General features: G+C 58.8%; 10 protein-coding genes, 1 rRNA gene and 1 riboswitch. Of the genes, 5 read left to right on the plus strand and 6 right to left on the minus strand.

The window, feature by feature from the left end; genetic code table 11:
- Positions 1-3 precede the first annotated feature (3 nt).
- Positions 4-603, plus strand: a complete 600-nt coding sequence (gene leuD, locus AB5Z02_RS03900; RefSeq protein ID WP_335874639.1) for a 3-isopropylmalate dehydratase small subunit — start codon at positions 4-6, stop codon at positions 601-603.
- Between the two features lie 117 nt (positions 604-720).
- Positions 721-1,650, plus strand: a complete 930-nt coding sequence (locus AB5Z02_RS03905; RefSeq protein ID WP_335820251.1) for a transglutaminase domain-containing protein — start codon at positions 721-723, stop codon at positions 1,648-1,650.
- Positions 1,651-1,680: 30 nt separating this feature from the next.
- Here the strand turns inward: AB5Z02_RS03905 and AB5Z02_RS03910 are convergent, their stop codons facing one another.
- Positions 1,681-1,971 (minus strand): PilZ domain-containing protein, encoded by a 291-nt coding sequence (locus AB5Z02_RS03910; RefSeq protein WP_005339160.1) that lies wholly within the window; start codon positions 1,969-1,971, stop codon positions 1,681-1,683.
- Positions 1,972-2,060: 89 nt separating this feature from the next.
- Positions 2,061-2,151: riboswitch (TPP riboswitch) on the plus strand.
- Between the two features lie 60 nt (positions 2,152-2,211).
- On the opposite strand from AB5Z02_RS03910, the gene thiB reads away from it, so the two are divergent.
- The 3 genes from thiB to thiQ are packed head-to-tail and all read left to right on the plus strand — an operon-like array spanning position 2,212 to position 5,490.
- Positions 2,212-3,192: a thiamine ABC transporter substrate binding subunit gene (gene thiB, locus AB5Z02_RS03915; protein WP_335874638.1), complete on the plus strand. Its 981-nt coding sequence runs from the start codon at positions 2,212-2,214 to the stop codon at positions 3,190-3,192.
- The gene (thiP, locus tag AB5Z02_RS03920; RefSeq protein WP_368215328.1) at positions 3,189-4,808 is read left to right on the plus strand and encodes a thiamine/thiamine pyrophosphate ABC transporter permease; all 1,620 of its coding nucleotides are present in this window, start codon (positions 3,189-3,191) and stop codon (positions 4,806-4,808) included. The genes thiB and thiP overlap by 4 nt, the downstream gene beginning before the upstream one ends.
- Positions 4,795-5,490 carry a thiamine ABC transporter ATP-binding protein gene (thiQ, locus tag AB5Z02_RS03925; protein WP_368215330.1) on the plus strand — a complete coding sequence of 232 codons (696 nt, stop codon included), beginning with the start codon at positions 4,795-4,797 and terminating at the stop codon, positions 5,488-5,490. Before thiP ends, thiQ begins: the two co-directional genes overlap by 14 nt.
- Before the next feature lie 80 nt (positions 5,491-5,570).
- Here the strand turns inward: thiQ and AB5Z02_RS03930 are convergent, their stop codons facing one another.
- The 5 genes from AB5Z02_RS03930 to rrf form a co-directional block, all read right to left on the minus strand.
- Positions 5,571-6,941, minus strand: coding sequence for a PhoH family protein (locus AB5Z02_RS03930; RefSeq protein WP_005358170.1), 1,371 nt, complete (start codon positions 6,939-6,941; stop codon positions 5,571-5,573).
- Between the two features lie 220 nt (positions 6,942-7,161).
- The gene (locus tag AB5Z02_RS03935) at positions 7,162-7,845 is read right to left on the minus strand and encodes an NrdJb (RefSeq protein WP_021231985.1); all 684 of its coding nucleotides are present in this window, start codon (positions 7,843-7,845) and stop codon (positions 7,162-7,164) included.
- A gap of 10 nt (positions 7,846-7,855) precedes the next feature.
- Positions 7,856-10,003 carry an adenosylcobalamin-dependent ribonucleoside-diphosphate reductase gene (locus AB5Z02_RS03940; RefSeq protein WP_368215331.1) on the minus strand — a complete coding sequence of 716 codons (2,148 nt, stop codon included), beginning with the start codon at positions 10,001-10,003 and terminating at the stop codon, positions 7,856-7,858.
- Between the two features lie 211 nt (positions 10,004-10,214).
- Positions 10,215-10,667 (minus strand): pullulanase, encoded by a 453-nt coding sequence (locus tag AB5Z02_RS03945; protein WP_139405601.1) that lies wholly within the window; start codon positions 10,665-10,667, stop codon positions 10,215-10,217.
- A 284-nt stretch (positions 10,668-10,951) separates the two neighbouring features.
- Positions 10,952-11,066: ribosomal RNA gene (gene rrf / locus AB5Z02_RS03950) — 5S ribosomal RNA — on the minus strand.
- Positions 11,067-11,167: the final 101 nt, after the last annotated feature.

Genomic DNA, 11,167 nt, shown 5'->3' on the forward strand with positions numbered 1-11,167 from the left:
TCGATGACAGGATTCAAACAGCATACAGGGATCGTCGTCCCCCTCGACAGCGCCAACGTCGACACCGACGCCATCATTCCCAAGCAGTTTTTGCAGAAGGTCAACCGCATCGGTTTTGGCAAGCACCTGTTCCACGACTGGCGCTTTCTGGACGATGCCGGCCAGCAGCCCAACCCCGAGTTTGTACTGAACCAGCCGCAATTCGCCGGTGCCAGCATTCTGCTGGCCCGCGAGAACTTCGGCTGCGGGTCTAGTCGCGAGCACGCCCCCTGGGCGCTGGCCGACTACGGCTTCAAGACCATCATAGCCCCGAGCTTTGCCGACATTTTCTACGGCAACGCCATCAACAACGGCATGGTACCGGTGCGTCTGAAGGAGGAGGAGGTCGATGCCCTGTTCCAGCTGGTGGCCGCCAAACCGGGCATCGAGATCGAGGTGGATCTGGAAGCCAATCAGGTACGTGCAGGTAGCCTCTGCTTCGGTTTCGAGATCGATGAATTCCGCCGTTACTGTCTGCTCAACGGCTTGGATGCCATCGGCCTGACCCTGCAGCACGAGGCCGCCATCAGCGCCTTTGAGGCGAAGCAGCCGAGCTGGATTTAACGCGCCAGTTGCAAAAAAACGAGTAGAATCAACAGGGAGCTTCGGCTCCCTGTTTTACTGTCCGCTACGCTTCCCACTTTGGGCCACCGGAACTGGCCCGTGCCACAGGAAAGGATGATGAAGAGACCGACGGCAATTCCTCTGCTCTGTGCCCTGCTGCTTGCCCTGCCTGCGGGTGCCAGCCAAACCAGCTTCAACAACAGCCTCGGCCAGATCAGCGTCGGCTGGCAAGATAGCGAAGGCAAACCCCAACAGCTCACCTACCGGCTCGAACAGGGCAAGTTGCCGCCCCTTATCGCCTATCGCCCGGCCAGAATGCAGGAGGAGGTGTTGCAGGTGTTGCTGCGGGAGGTGCGCCAGAACTACCCCGAGGTGCAGTTCACCCTCGCCCGTCCCTCGCTGGAGCTGCATCTGAAAAGCCGCAATCAGGACAAGGCGCGCGAGGCGATGGCCTTTCTGCAGTCCAAGCGGAGCAAAGAGGAGCAGGCGTGGCTGACCAAACACTACTTCCAGTACTTCAACACCCCGGACGGGCAGCTGGCGGTGAAGCAGGATCATGTGCGCATCGCGCTGGAGAGTCGCAGCGGGCTGGCTCCGCTGGCGGATCAACTCAAGCAGCAGGGCAGCACCGAAACGGAAGCGCGCCAGAAGACCGTGGCCCATATGCTCACCTTTATCCAGAGCATCCCCTATCAGCAGCTCGACAGCCTGAACGGCAGGCAGGGCAAGGGATTTCTCCCGCCCCGTCAGGTGCTGGAGCAGAACCGGGGGGACTGCGACAGCAAGGTAACCCTGATGGCCGCCATGCTGGCCCAGCTCTTTCCGGAGCTGAAACAGGCCATGGTGTTCGTCCCCGGCCATGCCCTGCTGGCCGTTGACCTGCCCGCCAAGCCGGGGGATGTGACCCTCAACTGGCAGGGGCAGAACTACCTGCTGCTCGAACCTACCGGTCCCGCCACCTTGCCTGCGGGCCAAATAGCATCGACCAGCAAAACGCTGGTCGATAGCAAGCAGTTGAGTGTGCAGCTGGTTCAGGAGAAAGGCTAATCCCCTCCCTCTACCGATGGGGAGAGAGGATTAACCCTGAGGCAGAAACTCTACCGCCAGCAGCAACCCGCTCTCCTCCTCCAGCACCCGGATAATACGGGCATGGGCTTCAAAGGGAGGCAACAGGTTGTTGTTGGTGGCAAGACTGATCCGGATGGGCTGATTGATGTCGAGCTGGTGTTCAGAGACCGCAATCCCCATGCCGTTGGCACTGAGATCCCGGCAGATCCCCTCCAGCACCAGCTGCTGCTGATAGACGGTGACCGGAGCATTGATGACCATGCGCGCAAAGGCACGCCTTTCCTTGGTATTGGTAAGCACGCGAACATCCTCTGTTGGGTGGGCGTCATCTCATGGGTATTGCACAATTGTGCTGGTCTACCCAAAAGAACGTTAATACAATGCGGTTCGTTTCTCAAACGGGGTGCGGTTTACCGCTGAGATTATACCCGTGTACCTGATCCAGATAATGCTGGCGGAGGAATTTGAGGCATGGCGCTCATTTTTTGCGCCCTCACCCGCTGGCACCTCGTTATTAACAAGTAATAGGGAGTGCCACCCATGAAGACCCTGCTGCTGGTCACCACCGGCCTGCTGTCGGCCAATGTGTTCGCCGCCGACACCCTCACCGTCTACACCTACAGCTCCTTCACTGCCGAGTGGGGTCCGGGGCCCAAGATCAAACAGGCCTTCGAGAAAGCGTGCGACTGCACCCTCAATCTGGTTCCCCTCGAAGATGGGGTCGCCATCCTCAACCGGCTGCGGCTGGAGGGCAACCACAGCAAGGCCGATCTGGTGCTGGGGCTCGACGATGCTCTCATCAGCGAAGCCAAGCAGAGCGGCCTGTTCGCCCCCCACCCCGCCAAGCTGGATGGCATCAAGGTGCCGGGTGGCTGGCAGGATGACACCTTCGTCCCCTACGACTACGGCTACTTCGCTTTCGTCTATGACAAGGACAAACTCAAGCAACCACCCAAGAGCCTGAAAGAGCTGGTGGAGCGGCCCGATCTCAAGGTGATCTATCAGGATCCCCGCACCTCCACCCCGGGGCAGGGGCTGATGCTGTGGATGAAGTCTGTCTACGGCGACAAGGCTCCTGCCGCCTGGGCCGAGCTTGCCAAAAAGACGGTCACCGTCACCAAGGGGTGGTCAGAGGCCTATGGCATGTTCCTCGATGGTGAAGCGGACATGGTGCTCTCCTACACCACCTCTCCGGCCTATCACCTGATTGCCGAGAACAAGCCCCAGTATCAGGCTGCCGCCTTCGAGGAGGGTCACTACCGTCAGGTAGAAGTGGCCGCCAAGCTGAAGAGCGCCAAACAGGAGAAGCTGGCTGACCAGTTCCTGCAATTTATGGTTAGCCCCGCCTTCCAGCAGGAAATCCCGACCGGCAACTGGATGTATCCGGTTATCGACACGCCGCTGCCCAAGGGCTTCGAGCAGATGATCACCATAGCCAAGCCGCTCGCCTTCAGCAGCGATGAGGTGGCCGCCAATCGCAAAGGGTGGATCCGCGAGTGGCTGCAAGCCGTCACCCAGTGAGCCTTCATCTGAAACCACAGGCTCGTCCCCTCTGGTGGTTGCCGGGCAGTGCAGCCACCCTGTTGATCCTGCTGTTATCCCTCGGGCCGCTGGTGGCACTGTTGTGGCAGGCCGGTTCGCTGGCCCCGCGCACTTTGCTGGCAGACCCCTATCTGCGCCATGTGCTGGGCTTCAGTCTGGGGCAGGCACTGCTCTCCACCCTGCTCAGTCTCGGGCTGGCCATTCCGGTGGCCCGCGCGCTGGCGCGGCGCCGTTTCATTGGCCGAACCCTGCTGATCAAGCTATTTGGCCTCTCGCTGGTACTGCCGGTCATCATCGCCATCTTCGGTATCGTGGCTGTCCACGGCAAACAGGGATGGCTGCCGCAGCTGCTGCGCACCTTGGGGCTGGATCCCGGCAACTATCTCTACGGCCTGTTCGGTATCCTGCTGGCCCACGTCTTCTTCAACATGCCGCTGGCGGCACGCCTGATGCTGCAGAGCATAGAGAGCATCCCCGAATCGAGCTGGCGCCTCGCCAGCCAGCTCGGCATGCGCTCATCCCACATCTTCCGGCTGCTGGAGTGGCCGCTTATTCGCGGCATATTGCCGGGGCTGGCCAGCCTCATCTTTATGCTCTGCTTCACCAGCTTCACTACCGTGCTGGCGCTGGGGGGCGGGCCGAAATCGACCACCCTGGAGGTGGCAGTCTATCAAGCGCTACGCTTTGACTTCGATCTCGCCACCGCGGGCGGATTGGCGCTGGTGCAGCTCATCCTGACCGCCGCCCTGCTCGCCCTGCAGCACAAGCTGCAGAGCCCCCCGGCCAGCAGGGTGACACCCCGTCGCCCCTGCCTGCGACCGGATCGCCATCAGCCGGGCACGGCCGTGGTGGATCTCCTCTCGCTCAGCATCGGGCTCGCCATCTTTCTGCCACCGTTGCTTGCCATCGTAGTGGCAGGCCTTCAACCCGGCCTGCTGACAGCGCTCACCTCAAGCAAACTGTGGCAGGCGAGCGGCCAGTCGCTGCTGATTGCGCTGGCGGCAGGCACCCTGGCGACCCTGCTCGGTAGCGGCCTGCTGCTCACGAGCCGTCACCTCAAGGTACGCACCCGCCAGCAGCGAGCTGCCGCCCTTTGGGAGGCCAGCGGTTCGATGATCCTGATGCTCCCGGCGGTGGTGCTCTCCACCGGTCTCTTTATCCTGTTTATGCCGTTCGCCGATGTGTTCGCCCTCGGCCCCTGGCTGGTGGTGCTGGTCAACGCCCTGATGGCGCTACCCTACGTGCTGCGCACCCTCTCCGCCCCCATGCAGCTGGTGGTGCGCCAATACGACCGGCTGGCGGATAGCTTGGGGGTACGCGGCCTGCATCGCCTGCGGCTGGTGGAGTGGCCGCTGCTGCGCCGCCCGCTGGCACTGGCGATGGCACTGTCGATGATCCTCTCGCTGGGGGATCTCGGTGCCATCGCCATGTTTGGCAGTCAGGAGCTCACCACCCTGCCCTGGCTGCTCTATCAGCAGCTCGGCAGCTATCGATTGACCGAGGCGGCCGCCACCGCTCTGCTGCTGCTCACACTCTGTTTCTCCCTGTTCTGGCTGGTGGAGCGGGGTCTTGGAGGAAAACATGCTGAACATTGATATGCTTGCGACCAGCTACCCCGACTGGCGCGTCAGCTTCAGCGCGACCCTGCCCAAGGGAGAGATCACCGCACTGATCGGCCCAAGCGGCGCAGGTAAATCGACCCTGCTCGGGATGATCGCCGGATTCGTGCCGGTGGAGTCGGGCCGCCTCAGCTTCGATGGCGAAGATCTGCTGCCGCTGGGCCCGGCCGAGCGACCAGTCACCACCCTGTTTCAGGATCACAACCTGTTCCTCCATCTGTCGGTGTTCGACAATATCGCCATCGGCTTGCACCCGGGTCTGCGCCTGAGTGCCGCCCAGCGGGCACAGGTAAACGAGGCGGCCGAGCGGGTTGGTCTTGGCGAGATGCTAAGCCGCCTGCCTGAACAGCTCTCCGGCGGCCAGCAGCAGCGAGTCGGACTGGCTCGCGCGCTGGTGCGCGGCAAACCGCTGTTGCTGCTGGATGAGCCCTTCTCTGCCCTCGATCCCGCCCTGCGCCGGGAGATGCTGGCGGAAGTGGCACGCCTCGCCTGCGAACAGGGCATTACCGTACTGATGGTCTCCCACAATCCGGAAGATGCCCAGCTTATCGCCGATCAGGTGCTGTTTGTCGACGAGGGGCGCATCGCCCTGCATGGAAAGCCGGATATTCTGCAACACAGCAAGCACCCGGGGCTGCTACGCTACCTTGGCCAATAGCCCTTGGCCCAAGACTGTGCCGAGATCAAAAAGGGGAAGCCGATTGGCTTCCCCTTTTCATGCAAACGTATTGGGTGAAATTAGAGGTTCTCCTCGGCAAAGGAGGCCAGTCGGCTGCGCACCACGCCATTGAGGAAAATGTTGGCACTGCCGTCAAAATCCTTGAAACGCTCGACAATGTAGGTGAGACCCGAGGTCACCGGACTCAGGTAGTTGGAGTCGATCTGGGCCAGGTTACCGGAGCAGACGATCTTGGTGCCTTCGCCGCAGCGGGTGATGATGGTCTTGATCTGGGATGCGGTCAGGTTCTGGCATTCATCCAGCAATACGAAGGTGTTCTGGATGCTGCGCCCGCGCATAAAGTTGACCGATTTGAACTGGATGTTGGCCTTCTCCATGATGTAGCTGAGCGAGCCGCTCATGTTCTCGTCCTGCTTGTGCAGCACCTCCAGGGTGTCGGTCACCGCCGCCAGCCAGGGCATCATCTTCTCCTCTTCGGTGCCGGGCAGGAAGCCGATGCTTTCGGCAATTTCCGGGGTATTCCGGGTGACGATCACCTTCTCGTAAATGCCCTTCTCAATCACCAACTCCAGCGCAGCAGCCATGGCCAGCAAGGTCTTGCCGCAACCCGCCGGGCCGGTCAGGATAACCAGATCGATGTGCGGATCGAGCAGTGCATCCAAAGCCATCCCCTGATAGACATTCTTGGGATGGACACCCCACGCCTTGCGGGACATCAGCCGCTCGCGGCCCAGATCCTTGATGCGGATCTTGTTGCCATCGTGGCTGAGTACCCGGGCGGCGAAGAAATTCTCTTCATCCACCAGATACTGGTTTACGTGAACCCCTTCCAGCAGATTGGCATCGATCACATGGATGGTGTCGCGGCCATGGGTCTCGCTCTCGCACTCGCCGACGCGCTCCCAGAAGCTGCCGGGCACTACCTGAAAGCCCTTGGCCAGGAGGCGGATATCGTCGATCAGCTGGTCGCTACGGTAATCTTCAACGTGAGCAAGCCCGGCCCCCTTGGCCTTGAGGCGCATGTTGATGTCTTTGGTGACCAGCACCACCTGACGCTTCAACTCGTGCTTTTGCAGATAGAGGGCCGCGTTGATGATGCGGTTGTCGGCCTCCTTGTCGGTAAACACCTCGGCATCCTGCGGCAGATGGTGATCGCTGAAGATGCAGATATTGCCGCTCGCTTCGCCAGCCAGCGGAACGCCTTGGGTGATCTGATCCGGGGTTGCATCGCGGAACACATCTTCCAGCGCACGAATGGCCACCCGCGCGTCGCGGCTGACATCCTTGTTGCGATCCTTGATGTTATCGAGCTCTTCCAGCACCGTCATGGGGATGAGCACGTCGTGCTCTTTGAAGGAGTAGATAGCGAGGGGTTCGTGAAGCAGAACGTTGGTATCCAGGATAAACAGCTTTCGGTCCGTATTGTCCATAAGCATCCTCCTTGGCACTGAAGGGCCACGTGTGTGAATCTCAGATGTCATTGAAACCACACGGCCGTGACAGTTTTATTACCCTCAACGCTACGCCCGATTTTACTATCGCGCAACAAATCACTTGGCCGCCTGATTGGATTGCGCATAAAAACAGCAATAAAAAGACCGGCACTGTGGCCGGTCTGTTTTCTATCGTTCAACTACTTGGGCATGTTTGTCAGCCGCACTTGGAGTCGCCACAGTTGAGGCAGGTCATGCAACCATCCTTCAGCACCAGCGCCTTGGTGTGGCACTTGTAGCAGAGCGCGGCATTGGCCGGGAAACCACTGCTCGCCTGCTGCTCTTCAGCCTCCTGAGCGGCTTTCAACTCGGCCTGCTTCTCGGCCAGAAACGCCTGCTGATGCTCGTCCAGTCCCGGCGCCTTGAGCATGCCGATCTCGGTGAGATGGCTCTCGATCACGTTGCCAATTTCGGCGATCAGCGATGGCACATACTTGCCCTTGTTCCAGTAGCCGCCCTTGGGATCAAACACCGAGCGCAGCTCCTCCACCAGGAAGGTGACATCCCCCCCCTTGCGGAATACGGCGGAAATAATGCGGGTCAGCGCCACGATCCACTGGTAGTGCTCCAGGCTCTTGGAGTTGATGAAGATCTCGAACGGACGGCGGGTTTCGTGCACCGTGCCCTCGTTGAGAATGATGTCGTTGATGGTGATGAACAGCGAGTGCTCGGAGACATGCTCCGGCGTCTTCAGCTTGTAGGTGGTTCCCATCAGTCGCTCCGGACGCAGCACGGTTTCATGCATGTGCACCACGTCATCCTGCGCAGAGAGATCTTCTTGCGGCTCATCCTTGGTACGCACCTTGTAGGCGACGATTTTCTTGTCGATCTTCTTGACCATAATGTCGTTCTCAGAATTTACCGTAATAGCCTTCTTTCAAGGCGTCGTAGAGGTTGGCGGCCGTATGCAGCTCGCCATCGTATTCGATCTCTTCGTTCCCCTTGACGGAGATGACGGAGCCATCCTCCAGAGTGAACTCATAGAGGGTGTTCTCCAGATCCTTCTCCTTCACCAGCACGCCCTGGAAGGCCTCCGGATTGAAGCGGAAGGTGGTGCAGCCCTTGAGACCGGAGTCCGAGGCATACATGTAAATGTCCTTGAACTGCTCGAACGGGAAATCGGTCGGCACGTTGGCAGTCTTGGAGATGGAAGAATCGATCCAGCGCTGGGCCGCAGCCTGAATGTCCACATGCTGCGCCGGGCTGATGTCATCGGCAGTAATGAAATAGTCCGGCAGACGGCTCGCGTCATCATCGGCATAGGGCATGGCGGCCGGATTCACCAGCTCGCGATAGGCCAGCAGCTCGAAGGAGTAGACATCGACGCTCTCCTTGCTCTTCTTGCCCGGCTTGATGACGTTGCGGCTGTAGTGGTGGGCAAAGCTCGGCTCGATGCCGTTGCTGGCGTTGTTGGCCAGGGACAGGGAGATAGTGCCGGTGGGTGCAATACTGCTGTGGTGAGTGAAACGCCCACCCACTTCCGCCAGCTCGGCGACCAGCGCAGGATCCACTTCGGCAACCTGCTGCATATAACGGCTATAACGAGCGTGCAGCACCTTGCCCTTCACCTTGTCACCCACCTTGATGCCATCAGCCGCCATTTCCGGGCGCAGACGCAGCATCTTGCCAGTCACTTCAAACTCCTGCTCCATGATGGGGGCCGAGCCTTTCTCCTTGGCCAGACGCAGGGACTCCTGCCAGCCGGTCATCGCCAGCTCCTGAGATACCTGCTCGGTAAAGGCGACGGACGCGGCAGAACCGTACTTGATCTGCAGCATGGCCAGGGTCGAACCAAGCCCCAGGAAACCCATGCCGTGCCGGCGCTTGGCTGTGATCTCCTCGCGCTGTTTGGCCAGCGGCAGTTGGTTAATCTCCACCACGTTGTCGAGCATGCGGGTGAAGATGGCTACCACCTTGCGAAACGCCTGCCAATCGAACGCCGCGTTTTCAGTAAAAGGGTCGCGCACAAACTTGGTCAGATTGACCGAGCCCAGCAGACAGGCACCGTAGGGCGGCAACGGCTGCTCGCCACAGGGGTTGGTCGCGCGGATCTCTTCACAGAACCAGTTGTTGTTCATCTGGTTGACCTTGTCGATCAGGATGAAGCCGGGCTCTGCATAGTCATAGGTGGAGGTCATGATGACATTCCACAGCTTGCGGGCTGGCATGGTCTTGTAGACCTTGCAGGCGACCTGCCCCAACTCGTTGAATACAACCCCTTCCTTGTTGGGCCAGTCGGCCCATAGCACCTGAGCGGGATCATCCAGCGCAATGCCATCCTGCTCCACCTCTTTGGCGGTGTAGGGGAAGATCAGCGACCAGGGGGCATCCTCTTTCACCGCCTTGACGAAATCTTCGGTGATGAGCAGAGAGAGGTTGAACTGACGCAGGCGGCCATCTTCACGCTTGGCCTGTATAAACTCGATCACATCGGGATGGCGGATATCCATGGTGCCCATCTGGGCGCCGCGACGGCCACCGGCTGACGAGACGGTGAAACACATCTTGTCATAGATATCCATGAAGGAGAGCGGGCCGGAAGTGTAGGCACCGGCACCGGAGACAAAAGCACCGCGCGGGCGCAGGGTCGAGAAGTCATATCCGATGCCGCAACCGGCTTTCAGGGTCAGACCGGCCTCGTGCACCTTGCCGAGGATATCGTCCATCGAATCTTCGATGGTACCGGAAACAGTACAGTTGATGGTTGAAGTAGCAGGCTTGTGCTCAAACGCCCCCGCATTGGAGGTGATGCGCCCCGCCGGAATGGCCCCATTGCGCAGCGCCCACAGGAACGGCTCATACCAGGCCTCAGGCTCCAGCTCCTGCTCTGCCAACGCACGGGCTACCCGCTGGTAAGTCTCATCGATAGAGCTGTCGATGGGAGTACCATCCTTGCTCTTGAGGCGATACTTGCTATCCCAAATCTCGAGGGACGTTTCCTGCATGGGGATAAGGCGGGAGCCAAGCTCACTCTCCAGCACCGGGTTCGATTTAGCCATTTTCAATCAACCTTATGTGAATGCATCAACATCATGACAACAGCATAAAACACAACTAATGGTGCCATCTAAAATTAATGGCACAACATATAGTACACCTGATGCCATGAGGGCGCCGATTCTAACCTAAAAAAATGCCCCGGCCAGCAGATTTCTGGGCCAGGGCACTTAACTGATTAATTTGCTGAGAGATTTAACACTCAGAGATAGATCAGGGCTTCTTGACGTAAACGGACGGCGTTTCACCCGCCATATTCAGATAGAACTCGTAGACGCCATCAGCATCCGGTGAGAACTTCATGTCCTCATACTTGGAGCAGGGGTTTACCGGCACCGCCTCACCACCCAACACGGCAACACCATCACTCGGGCTCTTGTAACCAAAGTTGGTCCCGCAGCTCCAGCCTGAATCAGCAAACTTGAACTTGTAGGGGGCCCACTCTTTCTTGAGAGTGCCTTTGGCCATATAGAGTTTGTCGGCCACCTTGACAACCTTGCTTTCATCAGTCGCCATCCAGTCGTTCATCTCCCCGCGCAGGTAGATGGACTTGCCACCGAAATCGCCGTTGTCTGCCCCAGCCTGCTCTGCACCACCATTGGATGCGCAACCGCCTAATACCAGGGTTCCCGCCGCCAGCATCATCGTTACTGTTCTTTTGAACATGGGTCTATTCCTTAAATTATTGTGATTCCTTGGTCCATCCATGTGGACTGAAGAATTAAACCAGAGTAGGTATCACAAGAAAGGTAGAGGCATCACATTCTGTACTTTTTGTATCCAACACATTGAACTGGTGAGCAAATATCGAACAGAAAAAGAGGTCTTTTTGGGGCTTTAGAAGGGTAATCAATGAATGACAAGAAGGGGAAAGTCTAATAATCCGGCGACGTGCTGAATTGCAGGCAATAAAAAACCCCGCTCGATGAGCGGGGTTTCTTGTATTGGGTGCCTGGCAGTGTCCTACTCTCGCATGGCGAATGCCACACTACCATCGGCGCTACCGCGTTTCACTTCTGAGTTCGGCATGGGATCAGGTGGTTCCACGGCGCTATGGCCGCCAGGCAAATTCTTCAATCTTGGAAAGCTGACGTGAATAACAACTTAGCTAGTTTGCCTTGTCACTATCACTGAATTTGAGTAGTTCGTTCATTCGCTACAAGGCC

It is taken from the genome of Aeromonas sp. R2-3, from assembly GCF_040908375.1.
Taxonomy (GTDB): Bacteria; Pseudomonadota; Gammaproteobacteria; order Enterobacterales; family Aeromonadaceae; genus Aeromonas; species Aeromonas veronii.

What these genes read in the sequence shown, in the direction of transcription:
- leuD (WP_335874639.1), top strand. Translation starts at nt 4, where the DNA reads ATGACAGGATTCAAACAGCATACAGGGATCGTCGTCCCCCTCGACAGC.
- AB5Z02_RS03905 (WP_335820251.1), top strand. Translation starts at nt 721, where the DNA reads ATGAAGAGACCGACGGCAATTCCTCTGCTCTGTGCCCTGCTGCTTGCC.
- thiB (WP_335874638.1), top strand. Translation starts at nt 2,212, where the DNA reads ATGAAGACCCTGCTGCTGGTCACCACCGGCCTGCTGTCGGCCAATGTG.
- thiQ (WP_368215330.1), top strand. Translation starts at nt 4,795, where the DNA reads ATGCTGAACATTGATATGCTTGCGACCAGCTACCCCGACTGGCGCGTC.
- AB5Z02_RS03930 (WP_005358170.1), bottom strand. Translation starts at nt 6,941, where the DNA reads ATGGACAATACGGACCGAAAGCTGTTTATCCTGGATACCAACGTTCTG.
- AB5Z02_RS03935 (WP_021231985.1), bottom strand. Translation starts at nt 7,845, where the DNA reads ATGGTCAAGAAGATCGACAAGAAAATCGTCGCCTACAAGGTGCGTACC.
- AB5Z02_RS03940 (WP_368215331.1), bottom strand. Translation starts at nt 10,003, where the DNA reads ATGGCTAAATCGAACCCGGTGCTGGAGAGTGAGCTTGGCTCCCGCCTT.
- AB5Z02_RS03945 (WP_139405601.1), bottom strand. Translation starts at nt 10,667, where the DNA reads ATGTTCAAAAGAACAGTAACGATGATGCTGGCGGCGGGAACCCTGGTA.